General features: G+C 58.8%; 14 protein-coding genes. 2 read left to right on the top strand and 12 right to left on the bottom strand.

What is annotated here, in order from left to right:
• Positions 1-61: 61 nt before the first annotated feature.
• Positions 62-1,411: a M48 family metalloprotease gene (locus ACYQ15_RS07310; RefSeq protein WP_459936867.1), complete on the bottom strand. Its 1,350-nt coding sequence runs from the start codon at positions 1,409-1,411 to the stop codon at positions 62-64.
• Between the two features lie 916 nt (positions 1,412-2,327).
• On the opposite strand from ACYQ15_RS07310, the gene ACYQ15_RS07315 reads away from it, so the two are divergent.
• Together ACYQ15_RS07315 and ACYQ15_RS07320 are read left to right on the top strand one after the other, a co-directional pair.
• On the top strand, positions 2,328-2,918 hold the full coding sequence (locus tag ACYQ15_RS07315; RefSeq protein WP_459936868.1) for a TrmH family RNA methyltransferase: 591 nt from the start codon (positions 2,328-2,330) through the stop codon (positions 2,916-2,918).
• Positions 2,915-3,526, top strand: a complete 612-nt coding sequence (locus tag ACYQ15_RS07320) for an L-threonylcarbamoyladenylate synthase (RefSeq protein WP_459936869.1) — start codon at positions 2,915-2,917, stop codon at positions 3,524-3,526. The genes ACYQ15_RS07315 and ACYQ15_RS07320 overlap by 4 nt, the downstream gene beginning before the upstream one ends.
• Positions 3,527-3,840: 314 nt before the next feature.
• Here the strand turns inward: ACYQ15_RS07320 and ACYQ15_RS07325 are convergent, their stop codons facing one another.
• The 11 genes from ACYQ15_RS07325 to betA form a co-directional block, all read right to left on the bottom strand.
• On the bottom strand, positions 3,841-4,779 hold the full coding sequence (locus tag ACYQ15_RS07325) for a glycosyltransferase family 9 protein (RefSeq protein WP_459936870.1): 939 nt from the start codon (positions 4,777-4,779) through the stop codon (positions 3,841-3,843).
• Between the two features lie 104 nt (positions 4,780-4,883).
• Positions 4,884-6,089 carry a DUF3322 domain-containing protein gene (locus ACYQ15_RS07330; RefSeq protein ID WP_459936871.1) on the bottom strand — a complete coding sequence of 402 codons (1,206 nt, stop codon included), beginning with the start codon at positions 6,087-6,089 and terminating at the stop codon, positions 4,884-4,886.
• A gap of 236 nt (positions 6,090-6,325) precedes the next feature.
• Positions 6,326-9,766 (bottom strand): ATP-binding protein, encoded by a 3,441-nt coding sequence (locus tag ACYQ15_RS07335; RefSeq protein WP_459936872.1) that lies wholly within the window; start codon positions 9,764-9,766, stop codon positions 6,326-6,328.
• Positions 9,756-10,406, bottom strand: coding sequence for a DUF4194 domain-containing protein (locus tag ACYQ15_RS07340; protein ID WP_459936873.1), 651 nt, complete (start codon positions 10,404-10,406; stop codon positions 9,756-9,758). The genes ACYQ15_RS07335 and ACYQ15_RS07340 overlap by 11 nt, the downstream gene beginning before the upstream one ends.
• A 40-nt stretch (positions 10,407-10,446) precedes the next feature.
• The gene (locus tag ACYQ15_RS07345) at positions 10,447-11,892 is read right to left on the bottom strand and encodes a DUF3375 domain-containing protein (RefSeq protein ID WP_459936874.1); all 1,446 of its coding nucleotides are present in this window, start codon (positions 11,890-11,892) and stop codon (positions 10,447-10,449) included.
• 145 nt (positions 11,893-12,037) lie between these two features.
• A complete protein-coding gene (locus ACYQ15_RS07350; RefSeq protein WP_459936875.1) occupies positions 12,038-12,631 on the bottom strand; it encodes a four helix bundle suffix domain-containing protein in 594 nt (197 codons plus the stop codon).
• Between the two features lie 392 nt (positions 12,632-13,023).
• Positions 13,024-15,339, bottom strand: coding sequence for a CehA/McbA family metallohydrolase (locus tag ACYQ15_RS07355; RefSeq protein WP_459936876.1), 2,316 nt, complete (start codon positions 15,337-15,339; stop codon positions 13,024-13,026).
• Positions 15,340-15,439: 100 nt separating this feature from the next.
• Entirely contained in the window at positions 15,440-17,299 is a 1,860-nt protein-coding gene (locus ACYQ15_RS07360; RefSeq protein ID WP_459936877.1) for an aldehyde ferredoxin oxidoreductase family protein, read from the bottom strand.
• Complete coding sequence (locus ACYQ15_RS07365; RefSeq protein WP_459936878.1) at positions 17,292-17,747, bottom strand: 4Fe-4S dicluster domain-containing protein; 456 nt, start codon at positions 17,745-17,747, stop codon at positions 17,292-17,294. Before ACYQ15_RS07365 ends, ACYQ15_RS07360 begins: the two co-directional genes overlap by 8 nt.
• A gap of 337 nt (positions 17,748-18,084) precedes the next feature.
• Positions 18,085-19,029, bottom strand: a complete 945-nt coding sequence (locus ACYQ15_RS07370) for an ABC transporter substrate-binding protein (RefSeq protein ID WP_459936879.1) — start codon at positions 19,027-19,029, stop codon at positions 18,085-18,087.
• Between the two features lie 196 nt (positions 19,030-19,225).
• A complete protein-coding gene (gene betA, locus ACYQ15_RS07375) occupies positions 19,226-20,887 on the bottom strand; it encodes a choline dehydrogenase (protein ID WP_459936880.1) in 1,662 nt (553 codons plus the stop codon).
• Positions 20,888-20,923 lie beyond the last annotated feature (36 nt).

Below are 20,923 nucleotides of genomic sequence, written 5' to 3' on the forward strand. Positions count from 1 at the left end.
CGAAATCATTCTGGGCTGGACAGGTTGGTGAAGATTGGCTGAAAACCAGATAACTTGATCATTATTGCTGGGCCGGGGGCGAGACGTAGCCCCATTCCACGAGGCGAGTGTATGCGTATTGCGCCTTGTCGCCGGAGTCCACGCTGCCCAAAAAGCGACGGTATTCTTCGGCGGCCTGACTCTTGCGGCCCATGCCTTCCAGGGAGACGCCTTTCAGGAACACGGTATTCGGATTGCCGGGCAGCATCTTTTCGTAGCGGTCGAACTGCGCGAACGCTGCGTCAAACCGTCCCAAGTTCAGCTTGGCGATGCCGCTGACGTGATGGGCCTGGGCTTCGGCCGGATAGACGAGCCGGGCCTTGTCCGCAAAGTATTCGGCGCGCTTGGGCTGCTCCAGCGCCAGTTGACACTTGGCCATCAGCATCAAGCCCGCATAGTCTTCGGGCGCTTGTCCAAGAGCATCGTTCAGGGACGTCTCGGCCTTGGCGAACTGCTCCCGGTTCATGAACTTCTCCCCTTCCTGCATCTTCTCGATGGCGCCCTTGATTCTGCGCAGGCCGGCGGTATGGTCCATGTAGCGTTCCCGGTAGACGGGATAGGAGCGGGCCGAGCCGAAGGTTGTCGCTGCATTGTGAGCCGCGGTCTGGTAGCGCTCCTCGCTCATGGGATGGGTGGAAAACATCATCTCGATGGCCGACGGCTTGTTCTTCTGCATCCGCCGCAGTACGTCCATCAGCCCGACCATGCCGTCCGGGCTGTAGCCGGATCTGGTCATGTACTCCATGCCCAGATGATCGGCTTGGCGCTCGTCGCTCCGGCTGTAATGGGCCAGCAGGGCCCCGGCGGCAACTCCGCCCAGGCCGGCGGCAACCGCGCCCAGGGTCTCGTTCTGGGAGGCCAGCGCAACGGATGCCCCCATCAGCACCAGGCTGGTCAGAATACCCACGGACATTCGCGAAGCCGTATGCCGGGCATTGACATGGCCGAGTTCGTGGCCCAGCAGCCCGGCCAATTCGGCCTCGTCCTGCATGTCCAGCATGATGCCCCGGGTGACGCCCACGCTGCCGCCGGGAAAAACGTAGGCATTGACGTAGGTGGCGTTCACGCAGCGAAAGGAATACGGCATGTGCGGCCGATGGGTGTGCCCGGTCATGCTTCCGCCCACGGTCTCCAGATACTGGTTCAGCCGGATATCCTGGACCGCTCCGTAATCGGCGGAGAATTGGTGCGGAGAGTTTGCCCGGTCCATCTGGATTTCGCTCTCCTCGGTAAAAAACATCAGTTGCTGTTCCCCGGTAACCGGGTTGATGGCGCAACCCGTGGCCAGCCCGGCAGTGCCGGCCGTGGCCAGCCACAAAAAATCCCGCCGATTCATGGAGCGGGTGCTGATGCGATTTTCTGGATGATGCATGGGTTCTCCATATATGTCCCAGAAGGGAAAACTTGTTCTCCCGGGGAATGACGATTATGGTTGGTTTTTTGCGTGACATGCCGGAGTTCGCATTCTGCTTTCAAGAGAGGGGAGTATATTTCCGATGCCAAACCTTGTCACCAGAACGCCTGCCTGATCTGTATCGTTAAATGGGATTTTGGGAGCGCCGCACACCCCAGTGCGGCAGCGGTTTAACATACTCAAACACTAGTGTCCCAACGTTTTATATCGATCAATGCTTAACCAATTGTAAAGTTTTACTTTTTGCTCGTATTTGGCTGTTACCGATTTGAACATCCAACAGCATGTCCTTATACCTCTTGCAACTTTTTTCAGGAGGTATGCGGTGTTAACCGAGAAAAAAAACTCAAATTCAAGGTTTCACTCTACAAATTTTTACAGATTTTGAGCGTGAACATCTTTAGACGAATTCAATTTTTACAGGCAGTTGGGAATTTCAGCTACGAAAACGGAATTCTTCCAAACAGTAACCTGTTGAGTTTGTAAGATTAAACGTTGGGACACTAGTGATACTCAAAGCCAAATACCGGCTGGAACCTGGCACCAGGAGATGGATCACGAAACTCGCACAGGTGGAATCCTTGCACAAGATATCTCATCGCGCGACCTTATGAGCAGTTCTTGCTTTCCCGCCAAACTTCAGGAACAGCTTTGGTAACTGCTCAAAAAGATCGGGCGACGAGGTTTCCTGTTCCCATTGACGCAGGAGTTTCCTGACCAAGCTACAGGGGCCATATTCCAGCCGGAACTTTACCCTATGTGCTTTACACCGTTGCCGCACTGGGGTGCGGCGCTCCCAGGATTTATCCTGTTGATTGCCACAAGTTTTTGAGCAGTTACCAGCTTTGCTTTCATCAAATACCTTGCCGAGACAATGAGAATATCCATCACCGAAGAACGCGTACAGCGGATCAGGTCCGTTCTGGCCCGACGACAGAAGGATCTGACCCTGATCCTGAACAATATTCACGATCCGCACAATGTTTCCGCCATCCTGCGCAGTTGCGACGCCTTTGGCGTACACGGCGTGCAGTTGTATTACACTCGCGAATCCTTTCCCCTGGTGGGCAAGCGGGCTTCGGCCTCGGCCAGGAAGTGGGTGGACCGGGTCCGGCACAATGATGCCGCGGTCATGATCGAGGGCTTGCGCGCACAGGGATATCAGATCATCGGCACCAGCCTGACCGCCAATGCCAGGCCATTGCCGGAGTGGGACTTTACCGGGCCCACGGCCATCGTGCTGGGCAATGAGCATCGCGGCCAGGACCCGGCCCTGGATGCGCTGATTCCGGACAATCTGTACATTCCCATGCAGGGCATGATCCAGAGCCTGAACGTGTCCGTGGCCGCGGCGGTGATTCTGTACGAGGCCTGGCGGCAGCGCAATGTGCGGGGATGTTACGATCGACCAAGCTTTGAACCGGACGAAATGGAAGAGCATGTCCGCTCCTGGATGGAACGATGAACAACATTATCTCGCAGGCAGCAGAGTCCATTGCCCGAGGCGGGGTGATCATCTATCCCACGGAAACCCTGTATGCCTTGGGTGCGAGCATCACCTCTCATCAGTCCGTGGAGCGGATCACCATCCTCAAGCAGCGCGACCGGAACAAGCCCTTGCCGGTGATCATCGGCGCCCTGGACCAACTGGAAATGATCACCGAACAACCGGGGAACGAAATCCTGCGTCTGGCGCGGCTTTTCTGGCCTGGACCACTAAGCGTCCTTGTCCCGGCCCGGTCCGGATTATCCAGTCTGCTCCAGGACGCACGCGGCCTTGTCGCCGTCCGCTGGACATCCCATCCCACGGCCCAGGCCCTGGCTCTGGAATGCCGGTCTCCCCTGGTCTCCACCAGCGCCAATCCCGGCGGCGAACCCGCGGCCGCACGGCCCGAAGACCTGGACCTGACCCTGGTCAGAAGTGTAGACATGGTCCTCGACCAGCCGCCCTACCCCGCCGGCGGCCAGCCCTCCACCGTGGTTCAGATTCTGGAAAACGGCCGGTTGAAGATTTTTCGGGACGGAGCCGTGTCCGTCAACAGACTTCAAGATGCCGGATGGAAGATCGGTTAAATTTTTTGAACTTACACCCTGCTCGAATTCTCAGTTCTCATTGAGCAGTATAAAATTTTGAACCAATCAGGGAACGTTTTGCCGCACTTTTTCCTCTCCTCCACGTCGAGCATTATCCGGGAGACCTTGATATTGCTGCAACGAGACGAGAACCTACCCAGGAGGACGTTTACGAAAAAGGTTTGGCACCGCGTTTGCTATACTCCTAGCAACCTTCCTCCTTTTGCAAAAACCGGTTTTGTCTTTGGGCAGCCCACCCTCTGGCAAAACCGGTTTTTTGCTTTTCAAAATCTTCAAAATTCGTTGCAACAGATTCAGTAGCTCCATACCGCTTCAATTTCCCGGCGAACCATATCCTGGGTGATGCCCGACATGCATGCGGGATTCCCGCAGGAGATGCGGCCGGTCATGGTACAGGGACGACAGGAAAGATCCTGTCCCACTGTCCGCAATCCCAGCGGCCCCCACTGCTTTTCCGATGCCGGACCGAACAGGACCACCCCCGGCACGCCCAGCATTCCGGCCAGATGCATGGGCCCGCAGTCATTGCCCACCACAAGCTCGGCCTGCTGGATCAAACTCTGCAATTCTTCCAATGAATCAGGGCAGATTACGCTCTTGCTCTCCATATCCATGCCCCGCTCCAGTTCCGCAGGTCCAAGCACAAAATGAACAACCCTGCCCTGCTCCTCGAGCCACCGGGCCAGTTCAAAAAATTGTACCAGGGGCCATTGCTTGGCCACGTGACCGGCACCGGGGAACAGAAGAACGTCGCTACTGGAAGTTGTCCGTCCGGAGCGTCCGCCAAACAGTTCGCGCCAGGCTGCTGACCAGGACCCGTCTTCCTGAATGCCATAATGTGCCAGATGTTGGAGATAGGAATCGCGGGGCGGAATCAAGAGGGTTTTCGACTGCCCTGCTCCGGACAGCCGGGGAATGCCGGGCAGCACGTGCAGATTCGGATGTTCGGGAACCGGAGGGCGGGCGTCCAGCACGAACCAGAACAGCCGGGTCTCCCCGAAATCCTCGGGCCAGGTATCGAGCCCGAAAAGAGAATCGAAGATCCGTTGCAGGTCCGGAGGACAAGGCTGCACGCCCAGAGGGCGCAGCCAGGGCAGACGGCTTTGCGGTCCGATCCAGTAAATTCCGCTGTTCGCAAACCTGGCGCGGATGTTCCACATCGCCGGCCAAGCCATCAGGAAATCTCCCAGACCACCACGGTGGATCAACAAGACATCGGATTCGTTCGGCATAAAGGGCGACACATCAAAAAAAATCGTGTTTTTCGTGTGTTTCGTGGTCTGTCCTGGACATTTTCCGAAGGAATATCAGAGTTTCGCTGTAGTGCTATTCCAGCTCAAGCTGAAAAGTTGCCGATGGCTTTCCGGATCCGCTCAAATCCGATCAGTTCCTGCTCCAGGCGAACCTGCTCCCCCAGCCGGTTCCAGCGCAGGTCGTCATAGACTTGGCGTTCAGCGGCGGTCAGGCGCGGCAGGTCCCGGATCTCCTGGCGGGGTTCGGCGCTCCAGAAATCCTTGTGCGCCAGCAGCGTCTCGTGGTCCATGAGCAGGGAAACGACGTGCGGAAAGTGGCTCCGCAACTGGTCCAGAATGGAGAACCCGTGGGTGTCGATGTCGCCCCAGTAATGGACTTCGCGCCGATGCAACCAGGCTGCCTCTGCCAGCCTGTCGAGACCGTATCCCGCGCCGAAGACGACCATGCTTCGGGGAACCGGGGGAAAGGCCAGAAAGTTGATCTCGTTCTCGGTGATGAAGATCCGTTCCAGGGGCGGATCGAGCCGGGCGAAGTCTTCGTGAGCCAGGGTCAGGTCCTGGCCCTTGTTCCGGGGCAAAACTGCAGGCAGGAGAGCCGCGCTGGAATCGAGAGTCCGAAAGCGGATCAGCAGCGGCTTGGTGCGGAAGCCGTAGCGCTGGACAAAGCCGCTCACCCCGCTGGCCGATGAATCCACGGCCTCCACGGGCAGGGACATGTCCAGCAGTTCCGCCAGCACTCCGCGATGGGCCTCGATGAACTTGGTGTGCACGCCGGGAATGTCCACCTGCCGCAGATAGATGCCCGGACGGGGGTGCTCCCGCAGCCAGACCACGATATTCAGCAACAGGCCCCACTGCCCGGCCAGCTCGAGGCCGCGCAACGGACGCCTGGCAAGCCAGGGCAGCAGTTCCGGACAACGTTGCCGGGTCGAGTCGACCAGCTCGCCCAGGATTCTGGCCTCGCGGCCCTTCTGGATCAGGGCCAGGGCCTGTTCCATGGTGTCTACCCAGACCTGGGCCGGAATTGCGTTGGGCCCCAGGATGCGATGGTTGATTTCCCGGCGCACGACCCGGTAATGCCTGGCTTCCTTGTCCAGGAGCGCAATCCACGTCCGGACGTCTTCGAATCGGTCGGCCAGATCGCGGCGTTCCGGAACCTTCAAGGAAAGCTTTAAGGGAAATATGTCCTCCCCCTGCACCAAGGCCGCCGGCAGCACGCCGCGGTCCCAGAGCCTGCGCACCTGGTTGCGCAAATCCAGCGGCTTGGTCCAGTTCGTGAGCTTGGTCATTGGCGAATACTCAATGCGCTCGGGCTTGTCTCGATTTTTAACATCGCAACTCCCTTTGCCGGCGTAACTGCACAAGAAAGCTACCGGGTCCACGATCCAGCCGGAACTTGGTTCTGTATAAGTTAGACCGCTGCCGCACTGGGGTGCGGCGCTCCAAGGATATATTTCTTTGCTTGTCGCAAGTTATTGAGCTGTTTCCACAACATGTGCCAAGTTGTGAAAGTTCCAAGACCCAATCATTGCAGCCTGTCGAAAACAGGTCCGGGCGGAGTTTCTTCGCTTTCTTTCCTTGTATCGGCGAGCTGCCGTTGGCGGTCCTTTTCCTGGTGGTATTCCTGGATGCTCAAATTGTGCAGGGACGAGGTTTGCCCGTCCGGATTGGAGACGAAGCCGACGTTGGCGACAAAGGGCTCGATGATGTGGATTTTCTGGAGCGGGGTGACGATGAGCAGTTGCAGGTTCAGGCTTTGGAAGAGTTTCAGGCCGTACTGGGCGGATTCGTCCGAGCCCCGGCCAAAGGCCTCGTCAATGACCACGAACCGGAAGGATCGGGAGCGCACCGCCCCCCATTCCAGGCCGAACTGGTAGGCCAGGCTGGCCGCCAGCACGGTGTAGGCCAGCTTTTCCTTCTGGCCGCCGGACTTGCCTCCGGAATCCGCGTAGTGTTCGTATTCGGCGCCGTCCTCCCGCCAGCGCTCGCTGGCCCCGAAGACAAACCAGTTGCGCACGTCAGTGACCTTGGCGGTCCAGCGGCGGTCCATCTCCGACTGCCCTTCCCGGCCCCGAAACCGCTCGATGATCCGTTTGACCTGCAGGAACTTTGCCTCGGAATACTGCGCGTCCTCCGAACCGCTCAGGGAGCCCTCGGTGCAGGCCTTCAGTTCCGCCTGGAAATCCCGGATATCCTGATCCGCCACGGCCTGAGCCTCCAGGAGGATGTACCGCCCGGGATTGAAGTCGATCTGGGTCAGGGATTCGTTGATCCGCTGGATGCGTTCCCGGATGGTTTCCCGCTCCCGAAAGAGCTGGGAGTGAAAATTGGCCACCTCGCGGATGGTGTTCTCGTTGAGCAGTTCCTTGAACCGGGCCTCGAAGCGCGGCAGGTCGTCGGCCTGGAGCTGCTCCAACATGGTCCGGTAATCGCCGGCCGCATCCACGGAGACGTCCACCTCCTGGGTTTCCAGGGGGAATTCCGCGGCGTAGGACTGCATGGCGGCCAGGATTTTCTCCCGCAGCCGGTTCAGCTTCCTGTCCTCCGCATCGATTCTGGTCTGCAGCCATTCCCGCATGTCCCGCTCCCGATTGTCGCAGGATTCCACGGTCAATTGCCGCCCGGCCAGGGCTTCGCCGCGCAGCTCGTCCAGTTGCGCGAAGCGGGCGGTCTGTTCCGGCCCGGCATCCTCGACCACGATTCTGGTCTGATCCCGCAGCGCTTCGGCGTCATGGCGGCGCTGCTCGGCCTTGGACCGGACGTCCCGGGCGCTGCCCAGCTCGGCCTCGACCTTGGCCGAATCCGCCTCCACTGCCTGCAACTGAGCGGTCAACGTCTTCAGGATGTCCGAGGCGGCTTCCAGGGCCTTTTTTTCCGCCTCCAGGTCCGCCACCTCCAAAGTCAGCGAACGCCAGTCCAGCTCCCGAAAATCCCGGTACTCGTCCAGTTTGGAGAGCGCTTCCATGCGGCGCTTGATGGTCTTCTGATCCTTTTGCAGGGCCGCGATCCGCGCTCCGATTCCGGCCAGCCGGTCCTCCAGGAGTCTGGCCTTGCCCTCCAGGGCCGCGATCTTGGCCTCGTTGCTCCAGCCGAGCACATAGCGGCCGCGGTCGTCGATGCGGTGCCGGTCGTCCTTTTCGTGGCGTTCGCCGGGCATCTTGGTCTGCCCGGACCGTGTGAGGGCTTTGGTCTCCCGCCGGAACTGGTCCTGGGTCGGACAGCAGGCCACGTCGAAGCGGTGGGCCATTTCCCGTTCCAGCCATTCGTAAAGGGCCGAATCCGGCTTCAGGGCCACCTTGCGGACCAGGGAATCCGGATGCAGGTCGGGCATGGTCTGCCGGCCCGCCCCCCTTGCTGCCCGCACCCGAAAGTAGACCAGCCGTCCCTTGAGATGCGTGGCGTCCACCCATTGGGCCACCCGGGCATAGTGCTCGTCCGGCACCAGCAGGGACAGTCCGAAATTGCGCAGCACCCGCTCGATGGCCCCCTCCCAGTCCTTTTCCTCGTCGCGGACCTGGATCAATTCCCCGGCAAAGGGCATGTCCTGTTCGGCCAGTTCCAGGGCCGCGCACAGGGAGCGGCGCATGGCCACCTGCTTTTCATCGATGTTGCTGCGCCTGGATTTGAGGCTTTTGATTTCCAGGCTCAACTCGGCGTACTCCTCCCGGCCTTGCCTGAAGAGCACCATGTTCTCGTTCAGGTCGTTCTGCGTCCGGGCCTCTTCCTGGGCCGCATGCTCCAGCAGTTCGCCGCAGGCCCGGCCCTGGTCCAGAAAAAGGTCCGCATCCGCGGCCGGCTTCAGGCCAACGGCCGCGGCCAGTTCCGCGTAACGGTCCGCCTTGGACCGCCGGTGCCCGGACTCCTCCAGCTTGAGGCGGATGTCCTCGGCAATGCGGGCAATGCGATCCCCGCCGCTCTCGGCGATGCTCCGGCGCAGTTCCCGTTCCCGGGTCTGGAGATCCCGCCACTGGGTTTCCAGGCGGCCCACCGTTGCGTTGTGCCGGAGCAGCTCTTCGCCCAATCCGGCCAGGCGCTTGTCCAGCAGTTCCAGCTTCAGCCCGGCGAACCACGGTCGCAGAGCCTCGCGGCAGGCTCGCAAATCCGCGGCCTCGGCGATCAGCTCCGCATGCCGATCGCAGTCCGCCACCAGGGGCGTGAGCAGTTCCACCTGCCGCTTGGCCTTGAGCACGGCCGCATGGGCGCGGGTCAGGTCGTCGAAGTGACCGATCAGGGCGGCAATGCGCGGGGCCACGTCAAAGGGCTCGAGCATGTGCATGCGTACGAAATCCGTCAGATTGCCCACGGATTTCAGGGAGACGGTCTGCAGGAAGAGTTCCAGGGCCTGATCGTTGTCGATCCCGAAGCGCCGCCGAAACCAGGCCCCGTAAGGCGGGAAACTGTCGAAAACATCCACGCCGGAGGTTCGCAGCCGTTTGCGCAGCTTGTCCATTTCCGTCCCGAAACGGGAAAAATCTCCGGCAATGGACAACTCGCGTTCACAGGCCGCATAGAACCGCGCCGGCTGCCCCTGGCCGTCCTTGATCCAGAAAACCTGGGCCAGGGTCACGGTCTTCCGGTACCCGGCATTGCGGAACACGCCCAGGACCACGGCATAGCTATGCTCGTCGCGCAGGGGCACGGGTTTGGCGCTGCCCGTGGTGTCGCTGCGCTCGGACTTGTAGAAGCCCAGCACGTAGGACCGCAGGCTGCGTTCCCGGGCCTCGGCTCCGGCCGCCTTGTTGTAGGAAATGCGCTGCGCCGGGACCAGCAGGGTGGTGATGGCGTCCACCAGGGTCGACTTGCCCGAGCCGATGTCTCCGGTCAGCAGGGCGTTTTGGCCATCCAGACGCAGGGTCCAGATGCGGCCGTCAAAGGTTCCCCAGTTGTAGACCTCCAGACGCTGGAGGCGGAATCCGGCCAGACGATCGTCCGCCAGGAGCTCGAACATCTGCCGTTCAATCGCCATCTTTCGCTTCCTTTGCCGCTTTTCCGGCGGTTGCGCCGGTCTGGGCGTGCTCCCGGTAGGCCGCCAGCCGCCGGTCGAACTCGGCCAGCCACTGGGCGTCCACAAAAGCCTTGATGATCCGCCGCACCTCGAACATCCGGTCCTGTCCGCGCAACCGGCGCAGAAAGCCCAGATCCACGATCTTGTTCAAATGAGCGTCCACCTGGTCGATCAACCGGGTTTCGTTGGTTCCGGCGGGCAGAAACACCCGGATCATTTCCACCACCTCGTCCCGGGAAAGAATCAGCCGAGTTTCCCCGCCCCCGGCATCGAACTCGGCCAGTTTCTTGCGCAGCAGGGCCAGGAGCAGGCTGACCGGAAACGACAGTTGCCGCCGGGCAATCAGGCGCGGCGTCCTGGCCTCGTCCTTCTCGTCCATCCCGGGCCGGGATCGCAGAAACGCATACCCCTCGGCCTCGTCCAGAACCAGCTCCAATCCCAGCACCGCCACATAATCCCGCACCCGGGCCTGAAGGTCCAGCAAGGCATTCCAGAGGACCGGCTGCTCCTCGTTGGACACCACGCCCTTGAGCAGAGGGACGACCACGGAGGAAAGATCGGCGGCGGATTCGGAAGGTGATGGATGGAGTTGTTCGTTCATGGATGTGCAAATGTTGGGTACAGAAATTATGCTGTTGCGTTCAATCTCGGACAAAAATCACTCGAGGCAAACGCGCCCTGCGCAGGATGTCTTCCGCAACGCTCCACTGCACGGTTTCCGTGGCAGTCTCATCAACCACCGTGTGCGGACGCTCCCCCGCCAGTTGGAGATAGGCCACCAGTTCGGCCAGGCCGTGACGCAAAGGTCGCTGGACGGTCAATTCGCCGAGACTGATCTGGGGGCGATCCTGCAAGGCCATGCGGATATTCTGGCGCAGCTCTTCCCGGTCCACCACGATCTGGGCGAACAAGGCGTCAGCGTCAACGTCGCTCTCGCCCTGCTCCAGCTCCACGTCGGCAATGCGGGCCTTGAAGGGTGGAGAGAACAGGGGCCGTTCCATGGGCAGTTCGATGTCCGCGCTCATTTCGTGCAGTTCCATGAAGCCGCCCGCGGGCTGGTTGTCGCGGACAACCAGGGCGCCGGCCTCGATGCCGTGCAGGATGTCCATGATCCGGCGATTTTCCAGCCAGGCCTGATCATCCAGGAAACGGCGCAGCTGCTGGGACAGGCGGGCCACGGTGCGCTGGGCGTGCTCCCCGGCCTCCAGCCAGTCGTAATGGACGCGGCGCAGGCGGGGGTCGGGCTCCATTTCCGCGACCGGAGCAAGACTCAGCACATGTTCCAGCAGCCCGGTCAGCTCTTCCTGGCGGCTCTGGGACATCAGGAAATCCCAGAACGCCCGGAAGCTTTTGCCCTGGTCCGAATCGGCAATGGCGTCCCGCTCCCCCATGATCTCCTCCAGCAGGGAGGCCTTGGCTCCGTCCCAGAGCGCGATCCGTTCGCGCACCCGCCGGTCCAGGACGCGGAAATTGTCCTCCACTTCCCGAAAGTCGCCCAGCAGTTCCCGCGCCAGTTGCAGAAACTGCTGGAAGCGGTCCTTCAGACCCGTCTCGTCCAGCAGGGGCACGTCGCCGGCCAGGATGCGCTCCATTTCCGTGTCGATCTCGGCCCGGCGGCGCTGCAGTTCGGCAATCCGGGCCGCGGGGTCGGACTCGCTGCCCCGGCTCATCTGCCGCAGCAGTTCAAACAGGGTCAGCAGCCTGGATTCGGTTCCCACAAAGGCCCGCTCCGTCAGGCTCTCCAGCCAGACAACGGCCTTCTCCGTGGCCGGAGTCAGATCGAAATGGGGCTCATCGGAATCCGGGGGATAGAACTTGCGCAACCAGCCCCGGTCATTGTCCGCCCAGTCGTTGAGGTAGTCCTTTGCCGAGCGGGGAAAGGCTTCCGCGCCGCGCTGCTCCCGGAGCACATACAGCTCGTCCTCCAGAGCCTCCACCAGATCGGCCTGGGACATGGTCCGGACATTGGAAGACAGAAAGACGCGGTGCAGAAACGAGATGGTCAAGGAGGCATGATCCGCGCGCAGCAACCGCCAGGCAGGATGATTGCGGCGCAGCAGCTCGAGAGTGACGTAGTCGAGGGGCATGGTGGGTCCTCACCGGAAAAACGTCCGGCAGGCGAGGACTTTATGCGATTCCACCAGGAAAATCCAGGCCGGCACTGGATGTCGCCGGAGCAATACCTTCAGTTCCTGAACGAAATGCTATTGTATGATCAAGTACTGATCAGGTTCACCTCTTGCCGGATAATGCGGTCAATCCGTTCCGTCGATTCCGTTCGTTGATCCGGGCTCGGGTCATGCGCTCCCGGAGACCTCCTTCCTGGACAAAGGCCATTTCGAGTTGGCGAAGCTGGTTGTCGATCAGGTAGTTGGCCTGGTGAATCAGACAAATCAGGATGTTCGCCACGATCTCCGGAGGCCGGGTTTCAATGAATTCCCTGAAGGTTTCGTAGCAGGCGTCCTTGCGCGCTCCCAGCCTGCGCACGAACAGCGCCTCTTTGCTTTCTTTGCTCCAGATTTCGGCGTTTCGCACTTTCAGAAAATCGAGGTAATCCTCCAGCAACTCTTCCAAACTTGCCCGAGCGACATTGATCAGCTTGATCTCCATTGACTTGGATGTGCCTGAAGCCATGCTCCCTTCAACAATATTCTGCTTGCCCGAACGGGCCGCCTGAACCATCTGCCCCACGGTTCGGTCGTGCTGCCTGAAAAAGCGTTCACAGAAGCGCACTGTTCCAAGGTAGATGATGACCGCTTTCTTGTAGGACAGGAGTTCGCGGTAACCGCCGTGTGCCGGGATGAAGCCTTTGGATGCATCGGACATTTGCTGTCCTTGGTGGGAGTTTGGGCTCGATGGAATAATAGGACTATGGGACCTATTGGACCCATAGAGATTTGTCCTTTCAAGGTGCTTTATCGAAGGGAGTGCAAAAATGGCAAGTCATTTGTTGCTACTACCGCAAAACGACTCGGTTACGGTTTGAACACCCGTCCTCTGCAGAGTTTCTGGCGTCAAACGGCCCTGAAGGTGCATGGTGAGTCCTCACCGGAAAAACGTCCGGCAGGCGAGGACTTTATGGGATTACACGGAGGAAATCCAGGTCGACAATGGTGATGAGGTGTTCAGAAGAGTCGATTTCAAGTCACTTGCGATGAATTGACAGACCTGGTGGCATTGCATCGAATCGATGCAATGCCACCAGTTTATTACAGGGGTTAGATGATATTTACCCAGATCGGATTGGTCATGGCCCAATTGCCTTCCGTGTCCTCAATGACCAATGCATACCAGGTGTCTTTCTCCGGGCTGAGGGCAACCGAAATGGACTCTTCATCTGACCCGTCATATGCCTGCTGAAAGGCATAGCCTTCGATTTCCCATTCATCGTTGAACTTGGAACCTTCCGTGACAACGGTGACCTTGGCGATTCCATTGACCGAGAGGGTTCTGAAATTCAGTTCAAAGTCGCCGGGAGCCGCCTGAACGGTTTCTCCGAAGTTGTGTTCGGGATAGACGAGAGGACCGTAGGATGCATAGGAATTACCCTTCTTCAGAGATTCAAGGTACTTGTCCAGAGCGAAATCTCCGTCCACCTGGGCAATGGTCCGGATATTGCCGGAAGGATACCGCAGAACGTCATGCACGTCGCTGCCCCCAACCAGATAGTACTTCTCCTGATTGTTCCAGAACTCCCAGGTTCTTTGCAGCGCTTTGTGATTGTCTCTTGTGGAAATGGCTCCGTTGATTTCAATCAGGTCAAAATCGGCATCCCAGCCACCGGGAACCATGTCCTGTTCATGGCTGTGAAAATAGCCATACGTGATGTAGGGATGGGCAATGATCACCAGCGCGTCCATTTCCCGGGCCCTGGCAAAGATCGAAGAAGCACTCCCGGCCGGATCAATGGCTACATCTTGACCATCCAATGGAATCGGCAGCACGTTGATGTGGCCCCAGTTCGGAGATACTTCAATTCCGGAAATAAAGGGAACACTTCGGGAGTGGGCATAATCCTGAATTATTTGGTTGTTTGCAATGGAATCATGATCACTGACAAAAACGACATCCAGTCCGCTGGCCAACTGGGAACGAACCATGAGTTCAGGCGGTGTTACTCCGTCAAGGATATCCGAATGGTGATGCAAGTCCGACGCATACCACCCGGATCCGGGCAGGTCGATGAGCAGTTCTATGGCCTGAGAAAGCTTGTGATCTCCCTCAGAGATTACGGAAACCTCAACTGTCTCGGGTCTGGAAGTAAATCCGGCTCCGTTGGATACGGACAATACATAATCGCCCTGGGCCAGCAGGAAACTTGTTGTGCCCGGCGAATTCAATTCGGTGAAAAATGTCCTTGCTCCGACATACTCAACGAGAATTTCCGGACCTTCGACAACTTCGATCCTGGCGTCGATGGGACGCTGGGTTTTCTTGTCCACGACGTTGATTGTGACGTTCCCGCCTGTTTCAATATCTCCAAAGTTCAAAACAACGTTTTCACCGGCATTAACGGCGACATCCTGCTTCGAGCTCAACGAGTAGCCTTTGGCCGCGGCATGAACCGTGTACTCGCCTTCCGGCAAAGGGATTTCATACGAACCGTTCTTGCCCGCAGCCCAGGCATAAAGGAAATCCTCACCTTCAGGCGTGGCTTTTTCGAAGATCACCACCGGATTCTGAACAATGTCCCCAGCCGTGGACTTCACGGTTCCCGAGACTTTTCCATATTCCTGTTCCTTGATCTGAAGATTCGCCTCCATCACCTGAGCGGTGCTGCCGACATCTTCGAATTGGATCCAGGCATCAAGCTGAACACTGTCTTGAGGATGCAAGGTTTGCTTCTGGTACAGGTCACGCCATCCAGTTCCCCAGGCGAAATCCGTAAATCCTGGGTAGTGAATCGCCATGGCGAAATTTTCATCGTATCCCAGCACATAATCCCCAAACCACTCTTCACCGACCTGACCATAGCCACGCTCGGTGGTTCCCCATGGGCCGAACATGTATCCGCTCAACATGCACAAGGAGTACCCTGCCAGCAGATCCTCATAGGTTTTCGACCCGGTGTTCGTCATGCTGGTGGAAACCGCAAGCAGCTGATTCCCGGATTCTATCGTATATGTCGTCACCAGCTCGATGCTTTCATCGTAATCGCGTTTGATTTCAATAACCACACGGTCGCTGCTCTGTTCCAGGATACTGACTTCCTGGTAGGAGCTTGGCCATGCTGACCAGCCATGGGGCAGAAAATCGATCAATGCCGTCCGATTGTCCGTCCATTCGCCATCGACCATGATTGCCGAGTCCACGATGGAACCATGCGGAACTCCCCAGGGAGGCGTCGTGCCGATGGCAAAAGTAACCTTGTAGAACTCGTTGGATATCGTGATGTCCTCTTCATGCAATGCAATTCCATTCACGATGTCCGTCGGCCCTTTTTTCACCTGCACGCCGCCCTGAGCAGCTTGCGCATTCAAGGACAACAAAAAAATGAACAAAAACGTCCATGCAATGTTTGCTGCAAATTTCACTGGTACCTCTCTTGTTGATGTTAATGGCATCTTTGAAGTTCAAATAGCCAAACCCGCTGTTCCCTGACCTGACAGCACCTCCTTTGGGTCTTTCTCTACATCATTTTTGCAGGATGACCCGGTTCAAGGTTTGAACACCCGTCCTCTCCAGCGTTTCCGACGTTGGACGGCCCTGATCGTCCCAGTTTCTGACCCGGTAGTACTCCCGCAGGAGGTAGCGCATGTCTTCCTCGTTGATGCGGTGGCCCTTGTGCGGGCCGCTGGGCAGGGGGGCTTCGACGAACCGCCGGGGCAGGCGTTCCTGGGTAATGTCCATGCCCTCGCGCAGGTTGAATGCGCGGGTGGTGTTCCAGATCCGTTCGCCGAGTCGATCGAAAAAGCCGGCGTCCACGTTCATGCCCGTGGCCGTGTTCAGGAGCCGGGCGTAGGTTTCCGGTTGCACCCCCATGGCGCCGAAATCGCATTTCACCAGACAATCCGTGCCCGCCAGATAGTCCTGCAGGGCGGCCACCAGTTCGGCCTTGCCCTCAACGGCCAGAGCCTGGACGGGCTTGCCCCGCCATTCCATACCCGTGGCCTCGTAGCCCACGGGAAATCCGCGCTGGTGGCAGGCGCCACGGTCCGCGGTCATGTAGGCCAGGCCCATACCCGGTGCGCCGCGCGGTCCCCAGGCCGGCATTTCCAGTCCCTTGACGTGCTGGGCCAGGCTTTCGGCTTCCGGTCCCACCTCAGCGGCCGCGGCGCGGACGCCTTGGGCCAGCAGACGTCCCATCCCACCTTGCCTGTGAGCAATCATCTCGATCAGGCGCTGGGCCGAGGCAAGGTTGCCGAAGGCTGGTTGATCCTCTTGCGGATAGTGTCCGAGTAGGCCTCTTTGGGCTGCCTCCATGGCAAAACCGAGGCAGGCACCGGTGGACATGGAATCCAGCCCCAACAGGTCGCACAGCTTGGTCAGGTGGGCCACGGCCCGCGGATCGCCGATGCCCAGGTTCGTGCCCAGCATGGCCGCGGACTCATACTCCACAATGTCCGTGACAAAGGACGCATGCTTGCCCGAGCGCACCGCGCCCATCTGGGTGCAGGCAATGGGGCAGCCGAAACAGGCGGCCCGGCTCAGCCAGAGCTTTTGGGACTGGCCTTTCTCGCCAAGTTTTTGGGCCAAAGGCGATGACCCGTCGCTGAAATTGTTGGCCGGAATCAGGCCGGCCTCGTTGGCGAACTCCACCGAGGCCGCCGTGCCGGAGACCATCAGGGAACGGCACTCAGCGCTTTCCCGGATTTCCTTGTTCGCCTGGGCCAGGGCCTGCTGGAACCCCGCCGGGTCGTGAACGTGGACCAGCTTGTTGCCCTTGAGGGCGATGGCCTTCAGGTTCTTGGAGCCCATCACCGCGCCCGCCCCGCCCCGCCCAGCCTGGCGGTTGAATTCGCAGCAAATCAGGGCGTAGGGAACGAGATTTTCTCCGGCCGGGCCGATGTTGGCGATCTTGAACTCCTCGTCACCGAGTTGCTGCTTGATCCGCTGGTTGCTCGCGAGGGTGTCCAGCCCCCAAACGTCCCGGGCCGAATGCAGCTTGGGACCGGCATGGTCCAGGGCCAGATAGACCGGCTCCGGCGAGCGCCCGGTGATGATCAGCGCGTCGTAGCCGGCATACTTGATCTCCGGGCCGAACATGCCCCCGAAATACGAGTCCAGAAACAGGTTGGTCAGCGGAGACTTGGTGACCACGCAGGCGCGCATGGCTGGAGCCGGGGTGGCCGTCAGCGGACCGGCGAGAAACATCAGCACGTTGTCCGGCCCCAAGGGATCGGCTCCTTGCGGCACCAGATCCAGGAGCATCTTCGCGCCGAAACCCTTGCCGCCGACATAATCTCTTTGGAGCCAATCCGGCACGATGATGTCGTGGAATTCGCCTCTGCTGAGGTCCACATGGAGCATTACGCCCATAATTGAGCTATTCATGGCGGTCCTCCTCCTGGCTGTGGGGAACCGATACAAGTTCCAAAGCCTGCACCGGACACGCCGAAACGCATTCCGGCTTTCCGTCGCACAGATCGCATTTGAAGGCCTTGCCGCTCTCCGGATCAAGATGGATCATTCCCAGAGGGCAATACCTGCCGCACAGGCCGCAGGAAATGCATTTTTCACGGTCAATGACCACGGCTCCTGTTGTTTCATCCCGGAAGACGGCCTGCACCGGACAGGCCCGCTGGCACATCGGGTTGGCGCATTGTTCGCAGACCACCGGGATATGGACCATGTTCTCCCACATCCGTCGGATGGTGAGCATGGATTTATGGGGATTGTAGCCGCCGAACTTCTGGTTCGAACAGGCGGCCTGGCAAAGCTGGCAACCCGTGCAGGCGTCGAAATGGGTGCGGATGAAGACGGGGGGGCGATTCTGATTCATGATTTGATCCGGTTGGAGATGAAATGGTTTGCCGGATAGCGGCGATGATTTATCTTATCGGTAACGGTTTGTTTCGATTGTAACCACTCAACATATACGGTGCATGATCATTCTCCAGCACTGGATACCGGCTTTCGCCGGAATGACGTATCTTGGCAAGCCTTTCCCAAGTAGTCATACCGGCGAAGGCCGGTATCCAGTTTTTTCTGGCACTGCTGAGTAGTTACGTTTCGATTTCGATTTGGATTTCGAGTGAGAGGGTTGAGATCTAAGATATGAAGTGGGCCGGGAGATTGATCCCGGCCCACTTGTTGCGAAATGTTCGCGGAGGAGGCAGCTACTGAACCATCAGGGCTTCGATCACGGGCAGGGCCGGTCGGCCGTCGGCCGTGGTCACGCCGTCCATCCAGCCTCGATAGACTTCGGGATTTTTGCGCAGCCAGGCCAAGCCGGCATCGATTTCAGCCATGGAGCTGTCCTGATGGAGCATGTTCATGGCGTCGTTGATCATTTCAATGGGCACGAGGTAGTTGTTCAGGAATGCGGCGACATTGGGCTGGGCCTGATCGAACCCGGTCCGGATATTGATGTACACCGTGGCCGTGCCGTCGTTTTCGCCGAATGTCCGCTCATCGCTGCCCGTGAGATAGGACATGTCAATGATCTTGTTCATCCAGTGCGGGGACCATCCCAGAAAGACGATCCAGTTCTCGTTGCGGGCAAAGTTCTGGACCTGGGTCAGCATGGCGGTCTCGCTGGAGGGAACCAGTTCAAAGTCCCCCAGGTTGAACATGTTCTCGTTGATCATCAGTTCGATGACTTCGTTGCCGTCGTTGCCCTCTTCGATTCCGTAGATCCTGTGTTCCAGCTTGTCGGCGAACCTGGCGATATCCGAAAAGTCGCGCAAACCGGCCTCATAAGCATAGGTAGGCACGGCCAGGGTATACTTGGCGCCGTCCATGATCACGGAGAACTGCTCCACCTTGCCGCTCTCGAAATGCGGCTCGGCAATGCTCTGCATGGTCGGCATCCAGTTGCCCAAGAATATGTCCGCCTGATCCGAGGCCATGGCCTGGTAGGCAATGGGCACGGAAAGCAGCATGCTGGACGCATTGTACCCCAACGCGTTCAACAAATGCGTCGCCACTTCGGTCTTCACCGTGACGCAGGTCCAGGGTACATGAACGAATCGCACGTCATTGGATGCAAAAGCATTTCCAGCGAACCCGACCATGCAGAACATGGCCGTTGCCATAACCAGTAAACGTAATTTCTTACCCATCAATCCTCTCCTTGTTGGATGGTTGAAACAATACATGGCTTCATTCAGGTTAATGATTCTGGTACCGGCTTTCGCCGGTATGACTTTGAAAAGGAACAGCCCTTTCAGTCATTTCCGACGAAAGTCGGAATCCAGGGAGTTATAGACAGTTCAATCGCCCGAAGTTCAAGCAATTTCAATGCTGCTATTGAAGCTGTTATGATGACTGCTCATTCGCTTTCCGGTGTCGATAAAATCCCGCATTGGACGGTGGCAGGGGCGTGTTGCCCAGGATGATGTCCGCGGCCTTTTCCGCGATCATCAATACCGGTGCGCAGATATTGCCGTTGGTGATTTCCGGCATCACCGAGGCGTCCACCACACGCAGGTTCTCCACGCCGTGCACCTTGAGATTCTTGTCCACCACGGCCATATCGTCATAGCCCATCCTGCAAGTGCAGCTCGGGTGGTAGGCGCTCTCCCCTTCCCGGGCCACGAAATCCAGGATCTGCTCGTCCGTGTCGATGTGCTCGCCCGGCGACAGTTCCTTGTCCTTGAACTCGGCAAAGGCCGGCTGGTTGAAGATGTTTCGGGCGCAACGCACGGCTTCGACCCATTCCTTGCGGTCCTTTTCCGTGGACAGATAGTTGAACTTGATCCTGGGGTGCGCGGCCGGATCGCTGGACTTCAAGGTCACTGACCCCTTGGCGTCGCTGTACATCGGCCCGACATGCAACTGGTAGCCGTGGCCCTCGCTGGGCGCGGTGCCGTCGTAGCGAATGGCGATGGGCAGGAAATGGAACTGCAGGTTCGGATAGTCTACCTCGTCGTTGCTGCGCACGAAGCCGCCGGCCTCGAAATGGTTGCTTGCGCCGATGCCCGTGCGCCGGAACAGCCATTCCAGGCCGATTTTCGGCATGTTCCACGGCTTGAGTGCCGGATACAGACTGACCGGCTTTTTCGAAGCGCACTGGATGTACACCTCGAGATGATCCCGCAGATGTTCTCCCACGCCGGGCAGGTCCCGGACCACGGCGATGCCGTGCTCCTTGAGATGACCCCCGTTGCCCACTCCGGAAAGCTGGAGCAGTTGCGGCGAGTTGATGGCCCCGCCGCAACAGATGATCTCCCCGCCAAAGACCTGGTGCACCTTCTTGCCGATCCGGTACTCCACGCCAATGGCCTTTTTGCCGCTGAACAGGATTTTGGTGGTCAAGGCCTTGCAGACCAGCTTCAGGTTGGACCGGTGCAGGGCCGGATGCAGATAGCCCCTGGCCGTGCTCCACCGGTTGCCGCGGTAGGTCGTGCTTTCGAACTTGCCGAAACCTTCCTGCTGGAAACCGTTCACGTCCTTGGTCAGGGGGTAGCCGGCCTGCTGGACCGCCGAGAAAAAGGCGTTGAACAGCGGATTGTCGTTCCTGGGCGTGGTCAAATACTGGCCGCCCGTCCGGCCCTGATATTCGTCCGCGCCTTTCAGGCGGTACTCCATCTTCTGGAAATAGGGCAGGCAGTGGGCGTAGTCCCAGGTCTCCAATCCTTCCATGGCCCCCCACTTCTCATAATCCATGGCATTGCCGCGAATGTGGATCATGCCGTTGATGGAACTCGAGCCGCCCAGCACCTTGCCGCGCGGCTGGGCAATGCGCCGGTTGTACATGAAATGCTCCGGCTCGGATTCGTACGCCCAGTTATAGAATTCATTGGTCAGGTTGAAGGACAGCGCCGAGGGCATATGGATGCGGAAATCCATCTTGTGATCCCATCGTCCGGCTTCCAGCACCAGAACCTTGCGATCCGGATCTGCGCTCAATCGATTCGCCAGAATGCTGCCGGCTGTTCCGGCTCCGATAATGATCACGTCATAGGTGTTCTTTGCCATGTATCTCTCCATGTTTTCGAGTCTGTTATTCTTATG

It is taken from the genome of Desulfonatronum parangueonense, assembly GCF_054656975.1.